A 21,237-nucleotide genomic window follows, 5' to 3' on the forward strand; every position below is an offset into this window, starting at 1 on the left:
GTTTTTTCAAAGGAGTCGGATTGTAAATCAATAAAAAACCTAAAAAAAGACAGCCAAAAAAACAGCTGTCTTTTTTTATCTTCACACTGAAGCTTATCCAGCGAAAATAAAGGAACATAGATTTTTGACAAGCAAAAATCTGTGGGCAGACTTATCAAAATTTCTTTCAGAAATTTGATCGAGTCTCAGCCAATGCGACCGAATAGGGAGTTTTTTCAAAGGAGTCGGATTGTAAATCAGAAAACAACCTAATTAAAGACAGCCACAAAAAGGCTGTCTTTTTAAATGTCCTCACACTGAAACCAAGCTAGTCGGATATCTTGAAACAAATTAAATAAAAAAAGAAAGTAGTCTTAAAAGCACAAGACTACTTTCTTTATATTTCATATAAATTTTAAAACATCCAAGGTAAAAATATAGCACCAGTCTCGTCCACATGATCAAGGGATTTAGATTCACTTAAAGAGGAAAAAGATGCATCAATCTTTCTTCCCATATCCTTTATATCTAAGATTGGTCTTTCCAAATGTCCCTCACTTAAGTCTCCGAAAATATCGTAGACCAAACTTTTTCCATCACTGACGATTTCTACATAAACAGTTCCCTGGAAGCCCTTACCTTCAGTTTCTAAGGAGACATCTTTCACAGAAATTATTTTCTGGCTTTTTATACCAAAAATTAGACACAAATCAAAATCATTAGACTTACTCTCAGAAAATATTCTTTTTTTCAATAAGTAGTGACCATCTTGGTAATTTTTTTCCTTGTATATTTTAAAGTCGCCCTTGTTATCACTTTTATATATTCTCGTGTCGGAACTTAGTTTTCTCGGACTTGTTGAATTATCTTTTAAATTGTGATTTTGTGAAAAATATATTATCCCGCCAATTAAAAATATTGCAAGAAAAACTATTAAAAATTTTTTCATATTGACCTCCCAATATCTTTTATTAATTTTATTATAGCAGGCAAATAAATCTTTAGCAAAATATCTTTATACCATAGCACTGTTTAAATCACACCAATAAGAGTATGTATATTAAGAGGTGTTTTATGTTTATTAATTATATTAAGGCTTTTAATGACAATTATATTTGGACAATAGAAAAGGATGGCAAGACTCTTGTTGTAGATCCGGGCGACCCAGGTCCTGTCATAGATTATTTGAAGGATAAAAATCTCGACTACATTCTTTTAACTCACAAGCACATGGACCATGTGGGCGGGGTTAAAGAACTTAAAAATAAATATGGTGCGAAAGTCTACGGACCACTTGAAACAAAAGAATATAACGACATAACTTTAAAAGACAGCGATGAATTTGAAATTCTTGGTGAAAACTTTAAAGTTATTTTAACTGGAGGACATACAGAAGAACATATTTCCTATTTAATGTGCGACAAATTATTCTGTGGCGATGCCCTTTTCCTTGCTGGCTGCGGCAGAGTCTTTACTAAGGACTACAAAAAAGCCTATGAGGGACTAAATAAGTTAAAGGACTTAGATGAAGACATTTATGTTTATCCCGCTCACGAATATTCTCTTGCCAATTTAGAATTTGCAAGGTCTGTCATTTCTAATGAGGACCTAGACAGGGAATATGAAAGAGTGAAAAAACTGCGTGAAGGAGATAAAATCACCCTTCCATCAACTATAGGAAAGGAGAAAAAAATAAATCCCTTCTTCTTGGCAAGGGACTTAGATGAGTTTACTCAATTTAGGAATAAAAAGGATAATTTTTAAAGAGAAAGCTCTGGGTCATAAGCTGATCCAGAGCTTAATGTTTTATTGATTTAATTCTTTTTCTATCTTATTTAGCAAATCTTCTGGTATAGGGTTTTCTTCACTATACTTAGGATAATCTATGTCCTTGCAGAAAACGTAAATATATTCTTCTAAACTAGGTGCAGAAGAAAGAGGGTAAGTCATAGAGCGACATTGTTTCTTAAAGTTATAATCATGCATTTTTGAAAGAAAATCACTGTGATTTGAGGAATCTGTGAGAATTAAATCTGGATAGACATCAAAGACTAGATCTGGGTCTGGATTTTTTTCATTTCCAATAATTTTGGCCTCAGGATAAAGGTCCTTTGCTTCTTCCACTGTTCCACCGACATTTTCGTAGCCAATTTCCTTTAAAATAAGTGAAATATTTCTAGTTAGTGCCACAATATTATACTTTTCCTCTATTTGCTTATCTTGATTTTCTTTAGCTGAAGTGTCTTCTGCCTCAACTTTTTCACTTTGAATAGAATTTTTTGGTGCTTCTTGGCTAGAATTTGCAGCTTCGCTATTTGTTTTTTTACAGCCACTAAAAATTAAGGGAAGTGTCAATAAAATAATGAGATATTTCTTTTTCATAATCTTGCCTCCTAAATTCACAAACCATACTTTAGCTTAATAACATAATATCACACAAAAGAAAACATACAAGAGCTAATTTTTTTAATTTAGAAATTTTAGAGAATATAAAATAAATTGTAGGGCAAAAAAAGTGCTGGCAAAAATGCCAACACTTATTTTTTTATATTATATCAACCGATACCGCCAAATTTTGCGCCTGCTATTAGGGCAATTATGGCAGCTGTTACATATACATATTTTGCAAGTGGATAATACCATCCGCCGATTTCTTTTCTATGACCTTGACTAACTGCAGGGATTACATAATCTTTTCCTGCAACCCATAGGAACATTATGCCTGCAAGGGCTGCTCCAAGTGGGCAGATGTAAATGGAAACTACATCCATCCAACCGCTTACTATAGCTTGGATAAATATTGCAACGACACAACCAATTACATGAATAGTTGTAGTAGCAATTGGTCTTGAAAAATTAAATTTTTCTTGCAAGTAAGCAACTGGTGTTTCGTAAAGATTTATTATTGAAGATACGCCAGCGAAGAGTACGCAGATGTAGAAAATAATTCCTATGATTCTGCCAACAGCCATGCCGTTAAATACATTTACTAGGAAGATGAACATTAGTCCAGGACCACCAGTGTCAAGGGGTGCATTTGCTGTTGCCATTGCTGGGATAATTACAAAGGCTGCAAGTAGAGCTGCAAGAGTGTCAAAGACTGCTACATTTCTTGCAGAGGACGGAATGCTTTCGTTTTTAGGTAAATAGGATCCGTAAATAACTGTTCCATTTCCTGCAACAGATAGGGAGAAGAAGGCTTGTCCAAAGGCAAAAATCCAAACTTTAGGATCCTTTAATCCTTCTGGGTTTACTGTGAAGATATATTTATATCCATTAGCTGCACCTGGAAGGGTGAAGATGTAAATTGCAAGTCCTACAAATAAAACAAAGAGGACAGGCATCATAATTTTGTTTGCCTTTTCGATTCCGCCAGATACGCCCATTACCATAATTGCAAAGCTAGCAAGGACAGCTATTACTATCCAAATATTTGCGCCAAAGGCAGAGGCTGTTTGTCCAAAAGTTCCGCCAATTACATCCATGTCTTGACCCATAGCATAAAGTCCGCCTGATAATGAAAGGAAAGTGTACTTAAAAATCCAACCCATTACACAAGTGTAACCTATGGCTAGGGCAAGGGAGCCTACTACTGGTATAAGTCCAATTATTTCGCCAAGTTTTCTATTATTCCATCTTAATTCTGTGCATTTTCCAAAGGCGCCAACGGGACCAGCTTCAGCAGATCTTCCCAGTGCCATTTCAGAAATTACTCCAGTTGATCCTATAAGAATTACAAATATTATATATGGAATTAAAAAAGTCATTCCACCATAGGTAGAAACCATTATAGGGAATCTCCAAATATTACCCATACCAACTGCAGAGCCTATACAAGCAAGTATAAAACCCCATTTACTTTTAAAACCATCACGAGCTTTTAAGTTATTATCCATAGTCATTCTCCTTAATAGGCTAGCCCCTCTTGCAAGGGGCTTTTCTTAATATTAAATTAAAAATTTAAAACTTATTTTTCATCTTCAGAAGGTTCATAAGTTTCAAGGAAAGCGTGGAAGTGACGCATTGGAAGGTTCTTGCCCTTGACTATTCTAATATTAGGAATAGTAGCACGGTCTTCGTAAAGAGCCTTTACAGCTGCAATTACATAATCCATGTGTTCCTTTGAAAGTTGACTTCTGTTTACTGCGAAACGAACTACATTGGCTACTTCAGCTTGTTGTTCTGGAGTCTTTAGGTCATATTCCATTGAATAATTGCCTAGTTCTGCAGTTCTAATTCCGTAACGTCTAATTAATTCAACAGAGAAACCTTGACCAGCAAAAGTTTCTGGTCCTCTCTTGTTGTCAAAAAATTCGTCCATGTTGATGTAAACGCCGTGACCACCAGCAGGAAGTACAACACCCTTTACTCCAGCCTTGTAGAAGCCTTGTGCAAGGTATTCACATTGTTTAACACGGGCATCAAGATAATCAAACTTAGCTGCTTCATAAAGACCAGCAGCAAGTGCCATAATATCTCTACCACTCATTCCACCGTAGGAGTCGTTGCCGTAAGAAGAAATTTGTTTAACCTTTAATAAAATACCTACATCAGTTTTAACTGAACCGTCTTCGTTAAAGTCAGAGAATTTCTTCCAGAATAAGCCCTTGTCTCTAAAGGCAAGAACGCCACCCATGTTTGCGTGTCCGTCTTTTTTAAGAGAAGCAGTGAAACCGTCGCAATAAGAGAACATTTCCTTTGCGATTTCTGGGATTGATTTGTCAGCGTAGCCATCTTCATTAACTTTTATGAAGTAAGCATTTTCTGCCCATCTTGCAGCATCAAACATATAAGGAATATCATATTTGTGGGCGATTCTTGAACATTCTCTCATGTTAGCCATGGAAACTGGTTGACCACATACTGTGTTGTTAGTAATAGTTGTATAAATTAGAGGAACATTTTCTGGTCCTAATTTTTCAATTAATTCTTCCAACTTTTCTGTGTCCATGTTGCCCTTAAATGGATTCTTTTCATAGTGACCATTTTCAGGAACTTCCCACAAAAGTTCTTTATTGTATAAGTTTCTTGGTATAGAACCCATTTGCTTGATATTTCCTTCAGTTGTGTCAAAGTGTCCATTTGAAGGAATTGTGTAAGTCTTGCCTGGTTCTCTTCCATTTAAAATATTTCTAACAAGTTCAAATAAAACTGATTCTGCTGCACGACCTTGTTGGATGATAAAAGTGTTAGGTCTTTCCATTTGTGCAGATCCACCGTTAAATAGTCCACCTTCATATTCACAAAGGTAAACTTCGTTCATCATTTTTTCAACATCGTCGCAGTCAGTTCTTACAAGGTCAATAATTCTCTTTTGATCGTCGCCTCTTTCGAAGACATCTCTAAAGGTATCTAAGAGAACATAGTAGCCCTTGTTTCTTCCATAAGATTCATCACCCAAAAACATTGCAGACCATTGAACATCTGTCATGGCAGTAGTTCCTGAGTCAGATAACATATCGATAGTTAACATTCCTGCAGGGAAGGCAAATTCATTGTAGTGAGTAGCCTTAAGAGCTCTTTCTCTTTGTTCCACAGTTACATTTGGAATATTCTTTGTAACATAAGTGTAGGAATGTGGTGTAGGTACATCTAATTGATACTTTTTCATAAAAAACCTCCATATAATAAAAAAAGTATAGAGGAACCCCGGTCATCGACAAAAGTCGACTAGCGGACAGTATCCCATAGAGAACCCCGGTTATCAAAATTTTAAATTTTCTTATTGATGAGCGGTCAGAACTCCAAGATAATATGTATTATCTAAGAAATAGTTTACATTACCAATTTATCAAAGTCAATAATAGAAGTTTAGTATTGAATAAATTTTAAGGGAAAAAATCTTTTGCTTTTTAAAAATTTTAGATATAAAAAAATCTCCTCTAAAGGAGATCTTTTCGTCTTTATTTATTTTTCAACGGAAGCTGAGTAATTTTTTTCTATAGAATCGTCAAGCATCTTTGTAAATTCTTCGTCTGTTTGATTTACATTAAGTCCTTCAGTTAAGGCTCTTGAATAAGATGCAACTACGCCCCTATTTTTTCTAAGTTTTTCGTTGGCTTCTTCTCTTGAATAACCGCCAGAAAGGGCAACAACCCTAACAGTTTGGTCAAAGTCATATAGGTCTTCGTAAAGATTTTCTTTTTCTGGAAGAGTCAACTTAAACATAACATAATTTTCTTTGCCAAGTTTTTTTAGTCCTTCAATTAAATATTTTTTTAGGACTTCTTCGATTTCAGCCTTGTCCTTAGCGTGGATATCAACTTCTGGCTCGATAATAGGAACAAATCCTGCTGCAGAAATTTTCTTTGCGTAGTCAAATTGTTGTTCAACAACTTTTTTAATTGATTCTTCATTTAATTCTTTTACAACAGAACGCATCTTTGTGCCAAAAATATTTCTTTCCTTGGCATTTTCAAGAAGTTCGTCAAGGTGTTTGAAAGGCTTCATAAGTTGTGCGCCATCTTTTTCTACATCAAGACCTTCATCAATTTTTAAAATTGGAACTATGCCCTTTTCTTCCCAAAGGTAGTCGCCAGTGTACTTGTCGCCAACTTTTGAATTCATAGTAACCTTAAATAAAATTGCAGCCAAAATTCTGTCTGATGTGAAAGCTTCATTTGTTATAATTCTCTTTCTCATTTCGTGAACGAGCTTAAACATTTCTTCATCGTTAGAATACTTGTCTTCTGTAACCCCATAATTTAAAAGTGCCTTAGGTGTTGAGCCACCTGATTGGTCAAGAGCAGCTATAAAGCCTTTGCCATTTTTCATTCTATCAAATTGTTCTCTATTCATTTTTACCTCCAAAGTCTAGACTTCTAATTACTTCTAATTATATAATAAGTAGACATAGTTGACAAATGACAAATTTTGAGGTGAATATGAATTATTACGCAGTTAGAGTTGGGAGAAATCCCGGCATATATAAAACTTGGGACGAGTGCAAAAAAGAGACCATGGGCTTTAAGGGAGCAAGCTTTAAAAAATTTTCTAGCTTAGAAGATGCCAAGGCCTTTATTAATGAAGTTGAAGAAGAAAAAAGGGAAGATGCAGAAAAGGATGAACTAATAGTTTATGTAGACGGTTCTTATAGAAATTCTGATAAGAGTCATTCCTATGGGGTATATATGTACAATGATGAGGAGGAATATTCCTTTTCCAAAAGATTTTTTAAGGATTCAGACATGAGAAATGTTTCTGGAGAAATAAAGGGCGCCATGAAGGCCATGGAATACGCAGAGTCTATTGGGAAGAGAAAAATTTATCTTCATTACGATTACGAAGGCATAAGGTCATGGGCTCTTGGCTTTTGGAAGACAAATAAAGAGGGAACTATTGCCTATAAAAAGTTTTATGATGACATTAAGGATAGGCTTCAAGTGAAGTTTATAAAGGTAGAGGCCCATACTGGTGTCAAGTACAACGAACTTGTGGACAAGCTTGCAAAGGAGGCAAAATGAGAAAATCTTGGGACGAATATTTTATGGAAATAACTGAAATGGTAGCAACGAGATCTACTTGCGATAGGGCCTTTGTGGGCTGCGTCCTGGTAAATTCTGACAATAGAATTATTTCCACTGGCTACAATGGTTCAGTGACGGGAAACCCTCACTGCGACGAAGTTGGTCATACAATGCGTGACGGTCACTGCATAGCAACTATCCACGCAGAGATGAATGCCCTCTTATACTGTGCAAAGGAAGGGATTTCTGTCAAAGGCGCCAAGGCTTATGTTACACATTTTCCATGTCTTAACTGCACAAAGGCACTTATACAAGCAGGAATCTGTGCAATTTACTACCACGAAGCTTATAGAGTTGACGATTATGCCCTAGAGTTAATCGAAAAAAATAATATTTTATTAAAACAAATTTAGGAGGTTAGAGATGAAGGGATTTATGGAAGAGTTTAAGGATTTTGTTGCTAAGGGAAATGTCATGGATATGGCGGTTGGTGTCATTATAGGTGGTGCCTTTGGCAAAATCGTGTCAAGTCTTGTGGAAAATATTTTGATGCCACTTATTGGAATTTTACTTGGTGGTGTTAATTTTTCTGATTTGAGCGCAACGGTTGGAAATGCCGAAGTTAAATACGGCGTATTTTTGCAAGCTGTTTTTGATTTCTTGATTATCGCACTTGTTATTTTTATTATGATTAAACAAATCTCAAAGGTTACTGACAAATTTAAAAAAGAGGAAGAAGAGGTAGAGCCTACAGAAAAGGTGTGCCCTTTCTGCAAGTCAACTATTGCCATTGATGCTACTAGATGTCCACACTGCACATCTGAACTTGGAAGTATAAAATGAAAGAGTGGGATTTAGTCCTTGAAGGCGGCGGAGCTAAGGGTGCTTACCAAGTAGGTGCCTATTTCGCCCTCATGGAAATGGGATTTAATTTTTCAAAAATCGTTGGAACAAGCATTGGCGCTTTTAACGGAGCTATGTTCTGCCAAGGTGACGCCTATGAGTGTTTTAAAGCTTGGAGGAGTTTAGATTTTTCTTCCTTTGAAAATGAAATGGAAGAAATTGATAATAATGAAGATGATGACTTGTTGGACAAGATAAGTCAATTGTTAAGGGATCGCGATATAAAAATTCCTGAGATAAAAAAATCCCCAGACCCACTATTTAGGTTAGTTGATGAATATATTGATGAAGAAAAAATAAGAAAGTCTGATGTTGATTTTGGCTTGTGTACTGTCAATATTTCTGATTTTAAGGTTGAAAAATTATTTAAAGATGACATTGAAAAGGGACTTTTGAAGGATTATATAATCGCATCTTGTTACTTGCCTGTATTTAAAATGAAGCCCCTTCACGGAAAGTATTTTTTAGATGGTGGATTTGCATCACAATTGCCAGTGGACATGGTTGACCAGACAGGCAGGGACGCTGTAGTTATAAGACTTCACAATACTCCGCCTAAAACTGAAATAAAGGCAAAATATATAATAAAGCCAAATAAAAAACTTGGTTCAAGCATGGATTTTAACAAAGAAAAGGCTGATGAACTCATAAAAACTGGCTACTTTGACGCCTTTAGAGAAGTTAAAGGATTAAGGGGAGAAGATTATTATATACATCCAGTGGAGGAAGAGGAAAGCTTAAAATATATTCCCAGAATTTTAAAAAACAAGTTTGAAAATTCTGGGAATGAACTTGTGAGAAAAGTATTTGAGGAACATGTTCCAAAGCTTGCAGAGGAATTGGACTTGCCAGAAACTTTTAAATATGACGAACTTCTATATAAGCTTCTAGAAGATGAGGCAGAGAGAAAGAAAGTGGATAGATTTAAAATTTATACAGTTGATGAACTAATGAGGGAAATAGAAAATGGATTTTAATGCTGATTTTGACTTGATGAAAATTAAAGCTAAACTTCAGAAGAAAAGTCCTATGCCTGTAGATGTGAAAAATAGATTTGCTGTCATGATTCCTCTAATAAAGAGAAAGGGAGAAATTCACCTCTTGTTTGAGAAGAGAGCCTTAACTCTTAGGAATCAACCAGGAGAAATTTCCTTTCCAGGAGGTCGCATAGAAAAAAATGAGACTCCCTGGGAAGCTGCCCTTAGAGAAACTTGCGAGGAACTCTTAATAGAAGAAAAAGACTTGGAAATCTATGCAGAGGGCGACTTTTTGGTCAATCCCTATGCTGCAATTATCTACACCTTTATTGGGGAAATTAAAAAAGATTTTTTCGAAATCAGTCCCTCAAAGTACGAAGTGGAAAGTATTTTTACAGTGCCCCTAAAGTTTTTTATGGAAACTGAGCCAAAAACCTACACCATAAATTTAAAGGTCAATAGAAGCGAGGACTTCCCCTACCACTTGATCCCCAATGGCGAAAATTATAAGTTCAAAAGGGGAAGGGAAGAAGTTTTATTTTACGATTATAAGGGTCAAATCATCTGGGGCTTTACTGCAAAAATGGCGAGAAGGTTTGTGGAAAGGATAAGCCTTTAGACTTAATAAAATTTTGTACAAATAATGTTCAAAATTTTTATAAAGCAAAACAAAAGGTAAAAAATTCCCGCAAGAAATGAAAAATTTAAGGAATTTTTTATAAAAAAAGAACAAAAAAGTAAAAAAAATTTGTAACACAAATGTAATATTTCTTTTTCAAGCTCTAAATTTCAAGCTTTAGAGCTTTTTTTATTTTTATTAGAAAATATATACAAATAATATAAATTCAGAGATGGCTAAATAATGGGACTTGGGACAAGAATTACAAATTGGTTACAAAAAATTGACAAAGCAAGTTTTTTCTATTATACTTTTAAGAGGTTAGAAGAAGTTACAAAATCGTAACAATATTTACAACTTTGTAACGCTAATGGAGGTAATATAGTTGAATAGAAAAAACATTTTTCGAAATGCGAAATTTATTATGATTTTCCTAGCTCTTGTGTCTGTACTTACAATGGGTTTTAGCACAGCTCTAGGAAATGATGTAGAATTAAATATTAATGGAAAGACAAAGACAGTTTTTACATATGAAAAGACTGTAGGTGACTTCTTAGAAAAGGAAGGCATTGTACTTAAAAATAAGGACCTAGTTAGTCCAAGCCTTGATAAAGAAATTGATAAGGATATGAAGATTGTTATTTCTTCTCCAAAATCTTATCACATTAAAGACGGCAAAAAGACAATAATAGCAGAAGCAAGTGGCTACACAGTTGCCGATGTACTGGACAACCTAGACATTAAGTTAAACAAACTTGACAGAGTTTCTCTTCCTCTTGACGAAATTGCAAAAGAGGGCATGGAAATTAAAATCGATAGAGTTGTAGTTGAAAACCTTGAAAACAAAATAGAAATTCCTTTTGAAACAGAAAGTCGCGAAAACAAAGACATGTTTGAAGGAGAAAAAAAGGTAATCACTAAGGGCGAAGTTGGACAAAAGACTGAAAGCCTAAAGAACACTTATGTAAATGGCGTTCTTGAAACTACTGAAGTTTTAAAAAGTGAAATCACAAAGGATCCAGTTAAGGAAGTTGTAGAAGTTGGAACTAAAAAGGGAACAGTAGCTCCTAATGGAAAAAATGCCAAGAGAGTAATAGTAATGCAAGCTACAGCTTATGATCCAACAGCTGGTTCAAAAACTGCCATGGGAACTCGTGCAAGAGTTGGTGCAGTTGCCGTTGACCCTAAGGTTATTCCACTTGGTTCAAAACTTTATATAGAATCAATGGACGGTTTTGCAAGTTATGGATATGCAACAGCAGAAGATACTGGTGGAGCAATTAAGGGCAACAGAATTGATTTATTTTACAACTCAAATGCTGAGGCAAATAGGTTCGGCAGAAGAAATGTAAAAGTTTATGTATTAGACTAATTAAGGTCCTGGCAACAGGACTTTTTTTATTGGGAAAATTTTTGATTTTAAAAATTTGTGAGACTTTTACTTAGAACTTGTCGAAAATTTTCACCGAAATTAAAAAGCTAAGAAAAAATAAAATTTTAAAAAATAAAGCTTGACCATTTAAAAGAACTTTTATTTACTTTATAATATATATGAGGATGATTTTATGAAATTAATTGAACATGAACTCGTCGATAGATATATTTATTATTTGCAAAGATACATCCCCTATGACAAGCAAAAGGATGCCAGGGATGATTTTTTAGAAATTTTAAAAGATAGACTTCCCGAAATTTATACGGAAGATGACATAAAAAAAGAATTAAATAGAATGGGAAATCCCTACGAATTTGCCAGTGCTTATAGTGAGGGGGGAAACTTTCTTATAAGTGGCAAGAATTATGAAATTTTTGTCGCCTTCTTAAAGATGCTTTCTGTTTCAGCCCTAATTGGAATAATTTTATTTATTTTCAATTACTTCAACAGATTTGTCAGCGCAAATTTATTTGACCTACTAAAGAGTCTAGTCATTAGCATTTTTATCTTGAGCCTACTTCCTTCATGGATTTGTGAAAAAATCAAGACCACAAAAATTTTAAAGGCACTTACAGAGGATTGGGACATAGATAATCTTTACGAGACTAAGGATTTTAAAATTGAAAAGTATGAAATTGCACTACATCTAGTGACTTTTTCAATGTATTTTATGCTTCAGACTTATATAATCACTGCCAGCATAAATATTTCCATTGTCACTTACACCTTTATAATGTTTTTATTTTTTATAAATGTGCTTAGCGACAACTTAAAGCTTTCAGAAAACACAATCGTCTCAAAGATAATGTATCTGGAATACTTTGTAGATATTTTTACAATCATCAGTTTTATTATTATGACTAATCACTTTATCCCAAAGGTATTTATCATAAAGGTAATAATGCTAATGAGCCTAATTAATTTAATTTTAAACACTTACAATATTTCTAAGAGCAAAAATATTTTGTTATCGCGAAAGAAGAGAAAGAAAAATAAGTACAAGAGAAGAAATAAAAAAGACAGAGAAAACTCTTAGAGTCTCCCTGTCTTTTTTTCTTTAAAAAATTCTTAAGCTAGGTTTTCCTTTAAATATTTAATAATATCTAGTGATTCATAAAGAGGCTCTTCGCCAATGAATAGACATGGCACTTGTTTTTTGCCACCCTTTTCTATTAAATACTCTCGAGCTTCTTTGTCCTTGTCGATATTTTTTATTTCTACAGAGTCAATGCCATTATCTGCCATAAAGGATTCAACTTTTTTGCAGAAAGGACAAACTGTTCCTACATAAAGTGTTAATTTTTCCATAATATCCCTCCAAAATAGATTTACCCAATTAATGGCAAAGAAAACAAGGGCAGTATTTAAATAACAGCCATTTTTTGATATAATAACATAGATTCGAGGTGATATTGTGGGATTTTTTGACAGTCTCGATGGCAATGTAGATGAAATTATGGAAAATTTAAACTATTTGAAGAAAAAAATTGTAAGTGAATCACAGGAAATTAAGAAGACGGCAAGGCTAAAGTACGAAATTTTAAATGAAGAGAGAAAATTATCTGAACTCTTTGAGGCCCTTGGTCGCCATGAATATAGCCTTTTAAAGGGTCTTCAGTCAGAGCTTGATGTTGACGAGACCTTGAGAGAAATTGAAAGGCACAGTGCAAGGATCTCTTCCCTAAAAATGGGTCTTGATGTAAGGGACAGTTCAGGGCTTATTTTTACAAGTGATTCTGAAAGTAAGCTAGATAAAAATTTAGGCGAAGATGACTTTTCTGGACTTTATATTGAAAAAGACCTTGGAAAAGAAAATAATTCAAGAAATGATGAAGGATCCATAATTTTTATAGAAGAAGATGAAGATGAAAGTAGATAAAAATTTTATTGATATAGATGGAATTAAAACTGCATATATTAAGAGAGAGGGCGGCGACAAAGTGGCTGTAATTCTCCATGGATGGGGTGCATATATTGAATCAATTATGCCGATTTTTAATGCCATTCCAGAATCTTACACAGTCTATGCCTACGATGCGCCAGGCTTTGGCGATTCTGATAACCCAAAAGAAGTCATGGGGACCTACGATTATTATGAATTTCTCTTAAAATTTTTGGAGATCTTTAATATAAAGAAGGCGACCTTTATCGGTCACTCCTTTGGTGGCAAGACATTAACCATTCTAGGGGCAAGAAATAAGGACTTAATAGACAAGCTTGTAATAATTGATGCATCAGGAGTTCTTCCTAAGAGAAAGCTTTCTTATTACACTAAGGTCTACTCCTTTAAGGCGGCAAAAAAATTATATATGCTGACTCATGGTAACAATGAAGAAGCCATGGAAAAGTTTTATAAAAATCGCGGCTCTGACGACTATCAAGCAGCAGATGGAATTATGCGCAAGTGCTTCGTAAAAGTTGTAAACGAATCTACAAGAGAAGAGTTTAAAAACATTGAGGCAGAGACCCTTCTCATTTGGGGAGATAGGGACGAGGCAACGCCCCTTTACATGGGTAAGATTTTTGAAGAAGAGATAAAAAATTCTGGACTTGTGGTCTTAGAAGATGCAGGCCACTATTCTTACCTAGACAAGTTTTCGCAATTTAGCGCAGTTATTAATTCATTTTTAGATTAGGAGATTTACATGGAATATTTTTTGGCGAGATTACCAATTTACTTAATAGATTTTGTAGTTATTTGCCTGGCACTATATTATTCCCTAATTAGGAGCAATTTTCCAATTCACATGCTTCAATTAGAGGGCTACGACAATGATGAATACAAAACATTTTTAAAAAACAACATGGAAAAGATGAATAAGCTTGTTTATAAGCCTGAAAAAAATCAAAAGACTCCCATAGTTTGGACTGATAGGGCAAAGAGACTTTTAAAGAAGCACAAGCTTGTAAATGACATTACTTTTGTTCTTATAATAATTATTTCACTTGTACTATTTGATTTAACAAAGTCCTATGTCATTTCAGGTCTTGTGACAATAGTCCTTTCCTTTTTGACATATTTTTACCAGTACAGACTTTTGATTTTGTCTAACAAGTGGGCAAAGCCTACTGAAGATAAAATAAATATGGGATTTTACACTTCTGCCCAAGAAAAAATAAAAAAATTCAAAAAAGATAATGGCTTAAAGGTCCTTGGCATAACAGGTTCCTTTGGCAAGACTTCTGTAAAATTTATATCCGACACAATTTTATCTGAGGGACTAAGGGTTAAAAATACGCCATCTTCCTTTAACACACCTATGGGACTTTCAAAAATTATAAATAACGAGCTTGAAAGTGACAGGGAAGTTTTTATTGCAGAGCTTGGCGCCAAAGTGCCAGGAGAAATTCACGAAGTTGCACAGCTTGTCCAACCCGACATTGGAATAATTACAGCTATTGGACCAACTCACATGCACCTCTTTAAGACTATCGAAAACATTCAAAAGACTAAGTACGAGTTAATCGAGGACCTGCCTGAAGATGGAATTGCAATTTTTAACTACGACAACGACTATGTAAAACCCCTTGCAGACAAGACTAAAAAGAAGACTTATAGGTACGGCACAAAGGATTTTGACAAGCTAGATGTCTATGCTGATGAAATAAAAGTAAATGAAAGTGGATCAGAATTTATGCTTCACATAAAGGGAGCCGGCGAAATTAAATGCGAAACTAGGCTTCTTGGTCTTCACAATATTTCAAACCTACTTGCGGCGGCAACTGCGGCCCATGTCCTTGGTCTTAGCCTAGAAGAAATTCAAAGGGGAATTAAAAAAGTTGAGCCAGTGGAACACAGACTTTCACTTATTCCATCAACTAATGGCACAATTATTATTGACGATGCCTTTAATTCCAATCCTGTAGGCTTTAGGGCAGCTCTTGATGTCCTTAAGGAATTTAAGGACCACAGAAAGATTATAATTACGCCGGGCATGGTTGAACTTGGCGACATGGAAGAAGAAGAAAATAGAAAAATAGGCGAAGTCATGGCAGATGTCATAGATTTTCCAATTTTAGTTGGGAAAAATAGAACTATGCCAATTTACCAGGGCTTAAAAAATAAAAATTTTAATGAAGATAATATTTATAGAGTGTCTTCACTAGCAGAAGCTACTGAAGTACTTGCAAAGATTTCCTTGCCGGGAGATGTCGTTCTCTTTGAAAATGACCTACCTGACAACTACAATGAGGAGTGAAAAAATGGAAAATATAGGAGTAATCTTCGGAGGAAGATCCGTTGAACACGAAGTTTCTGTTATAACAGGAATGCAAATTATTGAAAATATGGATAAGACTAAGTACAATCCTATTCCAATCTACATTACAAAGAGCGGCAAATTTCTCTCTGGCGAAAGTTTAAAAAACTTTAAGGCCTACAAGAACCAAGACTTTCATGATGGAGTTGAAGTTTTCTTTAAACCAATTTATGGCGACAGAAACCTTTACTGCGTGAAACACAATGACAAGAAATTATTTAAGGCAGAATATGATTCTGTTGAAGTCTACCAAAAAATTGACGCAATATTTTTTGCCCTTCACGGAACTTTTGGCGAAGATGGATGTACTCAAGGGCTTTTTGAACTTATGGGAATGCCTTACACTGGCTGTGGCGTAATGTCTGCTGCTGTGGGCATGGACAAGGTTGTAATGAGAAAAGTTTTTGAATCAGAAAATATTCCCATGACGAAATACAAGTATTTTTACAAAGATGAGCTCAAAAATTTACAAAATATTGTTGAAAAGTGCAAGGATTTGAAATATCCTCTATTTGTAAAGCCAGCAAATTTAGGTTCCTCTATTGGAATTTCAAGAGTGGAAAATGCTCTTGACCTTTCAAAGGCCCTTGAAGTTGCTGCCCATTACGACAGAAAAATAATCGTGGAAGAAGCAGTGGTAAACCCAAGAGAAATAAATGTGGCAGTCCTAGGCTATGAAGATGACCTAAAAGTTTCTGCAGCAGAAGAACCTCTTGGCTTTAAAGATCTTTTGAAGTACGAAGACAAGTATGTTTCTGGCTCAAAGGGAGCAAAGTCTTCACAAAAACACCAAAACAAAAAGCTTCCAGCTGACCTCACACCAGAACTTGAAAAAGAAATTAAGGACCTTGCTAAGAAAAGTTTTAGGGCAATTGATGGAGCAGGCGTTGCAAGAATTGACTTTTTAGTTGATGGCCATGTGGCTTATGTAAATGAAATCAACACCCTTCCAGGTTCCATTGCCTTTTACCTCTATGAAGTAGAGGGCTTAAAGATTAAGGATTTAATCACAAGATTAATTGAACTTGGTCATGAGAGATACAGCGAAAGGGCAGAAAACAGCTATTCCATCGATTCAAACTTATTTAATATGACAAGTTATGGAGCAAAGATTTAATGATTAAAGAAAAGATTTTAGAAATTATCGAAAAGACAACACCAAGGTCAAAAGAGGAACTCCTTAAATTATTTAAAATTAAAAATAAAGAGAAGAAGCAGTTTTTGAAAATAATTGAAGAACTAGAAAATGAGGGACTTATTTTTGAAGACAGCAGAAAAAAATATAGATTTGTGGACAATGACAAATTCTTTTATGGGAAACTTCAAACAAATGCCAAGGGTTTTGGATTTTTGATTACTGAAAATCTTGACGAAGACATTTATATATCAAAAAACAATTTAAACTTCGCACTAAATGGCGACGAAGTCATTGTGAGAAGGTATAAGGATTCCTTTGGCGACAAGCCAGAGGGAAAGGTCCTTGCCATAGTAAAGAGGGTGAACACAAAATTTGTGGGCATCTTTCAAGACAAGAGAGACTTCGGTTTTGTAATCACTGACGAGAGCAAAATGGCAATGGACATCTACATTCCAAAGAAAAAAATTAATGGAGCAAGAAATGGTCAAAAGGTAGTTGTAAAAATCGAGAAGTGGCCAGAGGCAAATAAAAAGCCAGAAGGACGGGTTCTAGAAATTTTAGGCTATCCAGAAGACCCCCATGTAGACATAATGTCTGTGGCAGCAGGTCTTGACCTGCCCATGGAATTTAACAGGGCAGCCCTAGCTGAGGCAAAGAGCCTGCCACAAGAGGTTTCTGCTGATGATATAAAGGGAAGGCGGGACTTTAGAGACCTTTTAACCTTTACAATTGACGGGGCAGATTCAAAGGACTTTGACGATGCCATCTCTCTTGAAATTTCTAAGAAGGGCAATTACCTTTTAGGCGTTCACATTGCTGATGTGGCACACTATGTAGAAGAGTTTGGCGCCCTTGACGAAGAGGCTTTCAAGAGGGGCAACTCAGTTTATTTGCTAAACAAGGTAATACCCATGCTACCTCTTGAACTTTCCAATGGCATATGCTCCCTTAATGAGGGCGTAGATAGGCTCACCCTATCAGTTATGGCAGAGATAAATAAAGAGGGCGATGTTGTAAAATATGACATCTGTGAATCTGTTATAAATTCTAATAGAAGGCTGGTCTACGAAAATGTGTCTGACTACTTGGAAAAGGGAGTCCTTCACGAATCTATAAAGGGACTGGAAGAAACACTGGACAAGATGTATGAGCTCTCAAAAATTTTGCAAAAGAAGAGAGAAGAGGGCGGCGCCATTGACTTTGACATACCAGAAGTTGTAATTGAAGTTGACGATAGAGGTTGGCCACAAAATATTCACAAGAGAGACAGAAGGTCAGCCAACAAACTTATCGAAGACTTTATGCTTACAGCCAATGTCTGCGTGGCAAGGGAATATTTTTTCAAACACATTCCTTTCTTATATAGAATTCACGAAAGACCTAAAGAAGAAAAAATTTCTGAACTAAATACCTACCTAAGACCTCTTGGTTACATGATTAACTTTGACGAAAAAGTTCAGCCAAAAGATGTGCAAAAGGTTCTTGAAAAGGCAAAGGGCTCTAAGGAAGAGATGTTTATCTCTACTATGACCCTTCGCTCCATGACAAAGGCAAGGTATTCTGAAATAAATGACATTCACTTTGGCCTAGCCTTTGATTATTATTCACACTTCACATCTCCCATAAGAAGATATGCAGATTTGACAATTCACAGAATTATAAAGAAATACCTAAAGGGCAAACTCTCTGGAGGAGAAATTAAAAATTTAAAGGTCATCTTGCCAGAGATAGCAGAGCAAGTTTCCAGGACAGAAAAAATTGCTCAGGACGCAGAAAGACAAGTCCAAGACATAAAAATGGCAGAGTACATGTCAGAGCGCCTTGGAGAAAGATACACTGGCAGGGTCTCTAGCATTACAAGCTTTGGAATTTTTGTGGAACTAGACAATTTAGTAGAAGGGCTTGTAAGCTACAGGTCCATGGAGGGCTACTACGAATTTGATGTGGACCACTACAAGGCTGTAGACTATGAGACAAAAAATGAGTTCCACATAGGCGACCAAGTAGAGATCCAAGTTGTAAGTGTGGACTTAAATATGGGAAATATTGATTTTAAATTAGTAGGTGATGAAGATGAGTAAAGAAAAAGACAATGCAATAGCTAATAACAAAAAGGCAAGCCATCTTTATTTTATCGAGGACACTTATGAAGCTGGCATAGAACTTTTTGGCACAGAAGTTAAATCAATTAGAGCAGGGCAGGTAAACATAAGAGATTCCTACTGCGACATAAATAAGGGCGAGATCTTCGTCTACGGCATGCACATCTCTCCCTATGAGCAGGGAAATATACACAATGTTGATCCCATGAGGAAGAGAAAACTTTTGATGCACAAAAATGAAATTCTCCGCTTGGAAAAAGTTAAGACCCAAGATGGCTACACAATTATTCCCTTAAAGGTTTACCTAACTCGTGGAAAGGTAAAGGTCCTAATTGCCAAGGCGAGGGGTAAAAAACTTTGGGACAAGAGGGAGACAATGAAGAAAAAAGAAGTGGACAAGAGACTTCGCCAGGCTACAATGTATTAAAAATTAAAAATAAAATTTATTAATTAACGCTCAGTCATGGGCGTTTTTATTTTGTATTTAAAATAAAAGGAATTTTATTGACATAGCAAAAGAATGATGATAAAATTCTATTTAGACAACAATCTAAATAGAAAGGGGTTTTAATTGTGAAAAAATTCTTAAAATTATTTTTGCTAGGAATGATATGTTTTGTATTGTCACAGCTATGCCTTCGATTACCTCTTTTGAAATTATTAAACAACAACTTATGGCTCAACAACTTTCAGAGTCTTTATCCATTATTATATGGATTTTTAATCACCCTGAGTGCGGGACTTTTTGAAGAGGGTGGAAGATTTATTTTTAAGGATAAGTTTTTAAAAGAAAGTAATAGCAAGTCAGATGCAATTATTTTTGGGTTAGGTCATGGACTTATAGAAGTAATATTTGTTCTTATTGTGAGTTTTAGCAGTCTAAACCTAATGACTAGGTCTGATATTTTTTTAGGATTATATGAAAGATTGTTAGCGGTGATTTTTCATATTGGTATGACTTTATTAATATGGCTTGGATTTAATAGAATGGAAAAATACAGATATTTAATTCTAGCGATTTTTTTACATGGTTTTTTTGATTATTTTATAATTTTAAAGAATATTTTTGGATTTAGTAATTTGATTTTGTACGGAAGTTGGACTTTGCTTTGTATATTTATCTTAATTTTCATTTTTAAAATTAATTTAGGAGGGAATAGAAATGAAAAAATTTAAAATTTTAACTTTAACAGCTATTGTATTACTTTTGGTTGCCTGCGGTTCTAAGACTAAAAAAATGTCAGATGAGGATTTTAATAAGTATCAAAAAAAATCTCAAGCTGCCATAAGTTTAGTCAATGAGAGAAAAACAGATGAATTTATTGATTTAACAGAAAAATCACTAGGATTTAAAAAAGAAATTTTGGAAGAAGCCTATAAAAATCTTGATGAAAATGGGAAATTTGTAGAATTCGGTGACGCTAAGGGAATCTATGAAGAGGATAAAAATTCAGGCTCAACTTATTCGACTATTTTACAAAAGGTCAAGTATGAAAAGAAGGATGTTCTTTTTAGGGTAAGTTTTAATAAGGATGATAAAATAGTTGGAATTTTTTTCAAGTAAATTGAATAAAATTATTAATTAACGCTCAGTCATGGGCGTTTTTTTAAATTTAAAGTATAGGGAAATTTTGATATAATAGCATCAGGTGATATTATGTCTTTTATTGAAGTTAAAAATCTTTCCAAGGTCTACAATATTGGCGAGAGATCTGTAATGGCTAATGATAAATTAAATTTTGAAATAGAAAAAAATGAATTTGCAATAATTCTCGGCGCATCTGGTGCTGGAAAGTCAACTTTTTTAAATATTCTTGGCGGCATGGACACTGCTTCTGGTGGCGAACTCTTTGTTGATGGCAAAAACATTGTCTCCTTTAATGAGAGGGAGCTAACAGATTACAGAAGGTATGACATGGGCTTTGTATTTCAATTTTACAATCTCATTCCAAACTTGACAGCTCTTGAAAATGTTGAGCTTGCCACACAAATTGTAAAGAAGGCAAAGGATCCAGTGGAAGTTTTAAAATCTGTGGGACTTGGCGAGAGAATGGACAACTTCCCATCACAATTATCTGGTGGTGAACAGCAGAGGGTATCCATTGCTCGTGCAATTGCAAAAAATCCAAAACTTCTCTTGTGCGACGAGCCAACGGGAGCTCTTGACTATAACACAGGCAAGCAAATTTTAAAGCTCTTGCAAGATTTAACTAGGACAACAGACACTACAGTGGTTTTAATTACTCACAATTCGGCAATAAAAAATTCTGCAGACAGATTAATTGAAATTTCTGATGCAAGGGTAAAAGATGTTTTTATCAACAAAAATCCAAGGGATATTATGGAAATAGAATGGTAG

At 34.9% G+C, this 21,237-nt stretch carries 23 protein-coding genes; 17 read left to right on the forward strand and 6 right to left on the reverse strand.

The features are described from left to right. Positions 1–394: 394 nt before the first annotated feature. Positions 395–928 carry a hypothetical protein gene (locus HMPREF2801_RS02560; RefSeq protein WP_070610411.1) on the reverse strand — a complete coding sequence of 178 codons (534 nt, stop codon included), beginning with the start codon at positions 926–928 and terminating at the stop codon, positions 395–397. A 125-nt stretch (positions 929–1,053) separates the two neighbouring features. Between HMPREF2801_RS02560 and gloB the strand changes: the two genes are divergently transcribed. Next, positions 1,054–1,743, forward strand: a complete 690-nt coding sequence (gene gloB, locus HMPREF2801_RS02565) for a hydroxyacylglutathione hydrolase (RefSeq protein WP_070610412.1) — start codon at positions 1,054–1,056, stop codon at positions 1,741–1,743. Between the two features lie 42 nt (positions 1,744–1,785). On the opposite strand, the gene HMPREF2801_RS02570 is transcribed toward gloB, so the two are convergent. The 4 genes from HMPREF2801_RS02570 to HMPREF2801_RS02585 all read right to left on the reverse strand — a co-directional run bounded on the left by HMPREF2801_RS02570 (position 1,786) and on the right by HMPREF2801_RS02585 (position 6,777). Further along, a complete protein-coding gene (locus tag HMPREF2801_RS02570) occupies positions 1,786–2,361 on the reverse strand; it encodes a TroA family protein (protein ID WP_070610413.1) in 576 nt (191 codons plus the stop codon). Between the two features lie 173 nt (positions 2,362–2,534). After that, positions 2,535–3,875: a sodium-dependent transporter gene (locus HMPREF2801_RS02575; RefSeq protein ID WP_070610414.1), complete on the reverse strand. Its 1,341-nt coding sequence runs from the start codon at positions 3,873–3,875 to the stop codon at positions 2,535–2,537. Positions 3,876–3,946: 71 nt separating this feature from the next. Further along, positions 3,947–5,590 carry a tryptophanase gene (locus HMPREF2801_RS02580; protein ID WP_070610415.1) on the reverse strand — a complete coding sequence of 548 codons (1,644 nt, stop codon included), beginning with the start codon at positions 5,588–5,590 and terminating at the stop codon, positions 3,947–3,949. A gap of 296 nt (positions 5,591–5,886) precedes the next feature. Continuing rightward, positions 5,887–6,777: a fructose bisphosphate aldolase gene (locus HMPREF2801_RS02585; protein ID WP_070610416.1), complete on the reverse strand. Its 891-nt coding sequence runs from the start codon at positions 6,775–6,777 to the stop codon at positions 5,887–5,889. Positions 6,778–6,863: 86 nt separating this feature from the next. Here HMPREF2801_RS02585 and HMPREF2801_RS02590 point away from each other — a divergent pair, with 86 nt between their 5' ends. The 7 genes from HMPREF2801_RS02590 (at position 6,864) to HMPREF2801_RS02620 (ending at position 12,415) form a co-directional block, all read left to right on the forward strand. Next, the gene (locus HMPREF2801_RS02590) at positions 6,864–7,442 is read left to right on the forward strand and encodes a ribonuclease H1 domain-containing protein (RefSeq protein WP_070610417.1); all 579 of its coding nucleotides are present in this window, start codon (positions 6,864–6,866) and stop codon (positions 7,440–7,442) included. Continuing rightward, positions 7,439–7,858: a deoxycytidylate deaminase gene (locus HMPREF2801_RS02595; RefSeq protein WP_070610418.1), complete on the forward strand. Its 420-nt coding sequence runs from the start codon at positions 7,439–7,441 to the stop codon at positions 7,856–7,858. Before HMPREF2801_RS02590 ends, HMPREF2801_RS02595 begins: the two co-directional genes overlap by 4 nt. Before the next feature lie 10 nt (positions 7,859–7,868). Continuing rightward, complete coding sequence (gene mscL / locus HMPREF2801_RS02600) at positions 7,869–8,288, forward strand: large conductance mechanosensitive channel protein MscL (RefSeq protein ID WP_070610419.1); 420 nt, start codon at positions 7,869–7,871, stop codon at positions 8,286–8,288. Then, positions 8,285–9,325: a patatin-like phospholipase family protein gene (locus tag HMPREF2801_RS02605; RefSeq protein ID WP_070610420.1), complete on the forward strand. Its 1,041-nt coding sequence runs from the start codon at positions 8,285–8,287 to the stop codon at positions 9,323–9,325. The genes mscL and HMPREF2801_RS02605 overlap by 4 nt, the downstream gene beginning before the upstream one ends. After that, a complete protein-coding gene (locus tag HMPREF2801_RS02610) occupies positions 9,315–9,944 on the forward strand; it encodes an NUDIX hydrolase (protein WP_070610421.1) in 630 nt (209 codons plus the stop codon). The genes HMPREF2801_RS02605 and HMPREF2801_RS02610 overlap by 11 nt, the downstream gene beginning before the upstream one ends. 385 nt (positions 9,945–10,329) lie before the next feature. Then, entirely contained in the window at positions 10,330–11,316 is a 987-nt protein-coding gene (locus HMPREF2801_RS02615) for a 3D domain-containing protein (protein WP_083303699.1), read from the forward strand. Positions 11,317–11,509: 193 nt separating this feature from the next. Beyond that, a complete protein-coding gene (locus HMPREF2801_RS02620) occupies positions 11,510–12,415 on the forward strand; it encodes a hypothetical protein (RefSeq protein WP_070610422.1) in 906 nt (301 codons plus the stop codon). A gap of 32 nt (positions 12,416–12,447) precedes the next feature. Here the strand turns inward: HMPREF2801_RS02620 and HMPREF2801_RS02625 are convergent, their stop codons facing one another. Then, on the reverse strand, positions 12,448–12,687 hold the full coding sequence (locus HMPREF2801_RS02625; RefSeq protein ID WP_019124952.1) for a glutaredoxin family protein: 240 nt from the start codon (positions 12,685–12,687) through the stop codon (positions 12,448–12,450). A 106-nt stretch (positions 12,688–12,793) separates the two neighbouring features. On the opposite strand from HMPREF2801_RS02625, the gene HMPREF2801_RS02630 reads away from it, so the two are divergent. From HMPREF2801_RS02630 to HMPREF2801_RS02670, 9 genes are all read left to right on the forward strand, one after another. Continuing rightward, a complete protein-coding gene (locus tag HMPREF2801_RS02630) occupies positions 12,794–13,258 on the forward strand; it encodes a hypothetical protein (protein WP_070610423.1) in 465 nt (154 codons plus the stop codon). Then, entirely contained in the window at positions 13,245–14,015 is a 771-nt protein-coding gene (locus HMPREF2801_RS02635) for an alpha/beta fold hydrolase (protein ID WP_019124950.1), read from the forward strand. The genes HMPREF2801_RS02630 and HMPREF2801_RS02635 overlap by 14 nt, the downstream gene beginning before the upstream one ends. A 9-nt stretch (positions 14,016–14,024) precedes the next feature. Further along, complete coding sequence (murF, locus tag HMPREF2801_RS02640) at positions 14,025–15,578, forward strand: UDP-N-acetylmuramoyl-tripeptide--D-alanyl-D-alanine ligase (protein WP_070610424.1); 1,554 nt, start codon at positions 14,025–14,027, stop codon at positions 15,576–15,578. A 4-nt stretch (positions 15,579–15,582) separates the two neighbouring features. Further along, positions 15,583–16,755: a D-alanine--D-alanine ligase family protein gene (locus tag HMPREF2801_RS02645; protein ID WP_070610425.1), complete on the forward strand. Its 1,173-nt coding sequence runs from the start codon at positions 15,583–15,585 to the stop codon at positions 16,753–16,755. Continuing rightward, complete coding sequence (gene rnr, locus HMPREF2801_RS02650; protein WP_070610426.1) at positions 16,755–18,857, forward strand: ribonuclease R; 2,103 nt, start codon at positions 16,755–16,757, stop codon at positions 18,855–18,857. The genes HMPREF2801_RS02645 and rnr overlap by 1 nt, the downstream gene beginning before the upstream one ends. Next, positions 18,850–19,305, forward strand: a complete 456-nt coding sequence (gene smpB / locus HMPREF2801_RS02655) for an SsrA-binding protein SmpB (protein ID WP_070610427.1) — start codon at positions 18,850–18,852, stop codon at positions 19,303–19,305. The genes rnr and smpB overlap by 8 nt, the downstream gene beginning before the upstream one ends. Positions 19,306–19,451: 146 nt before the next feature. Then, positions 19,452–20,054, forward strand: a complete 603-nt coding sequence (locus HMPREF2801_RS02660; protein WP_070610428.1) for a YhfC family glutamic-type intramembrane protease — start codon at positions 19,452–19,454, stop codon at positions 20,052–20,054. Then, positions 20,041–20,442 (forward strand): DUF3887 domain-containing protein, encoded by a 402-nt coding sequence (locus tag HMPREF2801_RS02665; protein WP_070610429.1) that lies wholly within the window; start codon positions 20,041–20,043, stop codon positions 20,440–20,442. The genes HMPREF2801_RS02660 and HMPREF2801_RS02665 overlap by 14 nt, the downstream gene beginning before the upstream one ends. A gap of 93 nt (positions 20,443–20,535) precedes the next feature. Beyond that, positions 20,536–21,237, forward strand: coding sequence for an ABC transporter ATP-binding protein (locus tag HMPREF2801_RS02670; RefSeq protein WP_070610430.1), 702 nt, complete (start codon positions 20,536–20,538; stop codon positions 21,235–21,237).

This window comes from Peptoniphilus sp. HMSC062D09, from assembly GCF_001811425.1.
GTDB lineage: Bacteria > Bacillota > Clostridia > Tissierellales > Peptoniphilaceae > Peptoniphilus_A.

Coding starts and splice junctions, on each gene's coding strand:
- HMPREF2801_RS02560 (WP_070610411.1), bottom strand. CDS start 928: ATGAAAAAATTTTTAATAGTTTTTCTTGCAATATTTTTAATTGGCGGG.
- gloB (WP_070610412.1), top strand. CDS start 1,054: ATGTTTATTAATTATATTAAGGCTTTTAATGACAATTATATTTGGACA.
- HMPREF2801_RS02570 (WP_070610413.1), bottom strand. CDS start 2,361: ATGAAAAAGAAATATCTCATTATTTTATTGACACTTCCCTTAATTTTT.
- HMPREF2801_RS02575 (WP_070610414.1), bottom strand. CDS start 3,875: ATGGATAATAACTTAAAAGCTCGTGATGGTTTTAAAAGTAAATGGGGT.
- HMPREF2801_RS02580 (WP_070610415.1), bottom strand. CDS start 5,590: ATGAAAAAGTATCAATTAGATGTACCTACACCACATTCCTACACTTAT.
- HMPREF2801_RS02585 (WP_070610416.1), bottom strand. CDS start 6,777: ATGAATAGAGAACAATTTGATAGAATGAAAAATGGCAAAGGCTTTATA.
- HMPREF2801_RS02590 (WP_070610417.1), top strand. CDS start 6,864: ATGAATTATTACGCAGTTAGAGTTGGGAGAAATCCCGGCATATATAAA.
- HMPREF2801_RS02595 (WP_070610418.1), top strand. CDS start 7,439: ATGAGAAAATCTTGGGACGAATATTTTATGGAAATAACTGAAATGGTA.
- mscL (WP_070610419.1), top strand. CDS start 7,869: ATGAAGGGATTTATGGAAGAGTTTAAGGATTTTGTTGCTAAGGGAAAT.
- HMPREF2801_RS02605 (WP_070610420.1), top strand. CDS start 8,285: ATGAAAGAGTGGGATTTAGTCCTTGAAGGCGGCGGAGCTAAGGGTGCT.
- HMPREF2801_RS02610 (WP_070610421.1), top strand. CDS start 9,315: ATGGATTTTAATGCTGATTTTGACTTGATGAAAATTAAAGCTAAACTT.
- HMPREF2801_RS02620 (WP_070610422.1), top strand. CDS start 11,510: ATGAAATTAATTGAACATGAACTCGTCGATAGATATATTTATTATTTG.
- HMPREF2801_RS02625 (WP_019124952.1), bottom strand. CDS start 12,687: ATGGAAAAATTAACACTTTATGTAGGAACAGTTTGTCCTTTCTGCAAA.
- HMPREF2801_RS02635 (WP_019124950.1), top strand. CDS start 13,245: ATGAAAGTAGATAAAAATTTTATTGATATAGATGGAATTAAAACTGCA.
- murF (WP_070610424.1), top strand. CDS start 14,025: ATGGAATATTTTTTGGCGAGATTACCAATTTACTTAATAGATTTTGTA.
- HMPREF2801_RS02645 (WP_070610425.1), top strand. CDS start 15,583: ATGGAAAATATAGGAGTAATCTTCGGAGGAAGATCCGTTGAACACGAA.
- rnr (WP_070610426.1), top strand. CDS start 16,755: ATGATTAAAGAAAAGATTTTAGAAATTATCGAAAAGACAACACCAAGG.
- smpB (WP_070610427.1), top strand. CDS start 18,850: ATGAGTAAAGAAAAAGACAATGCAATAGCTAATAACAAAAAGGCAAGC.
- HMPREF2801_RS02665 (WP_070610429.1), top strand. CDS start 20,041: ATGAAAAAATTTAAAATTTTAACTTTAACAGCTATTGTATTACTTTTG.
- HMPREF2801_RS02670 (WP_070610430.1), top strand. CDS start 20,536: ATGTCTTTTATTGAAGTTAAAAATCTTTCCAAGGTCTACAATATTGGC.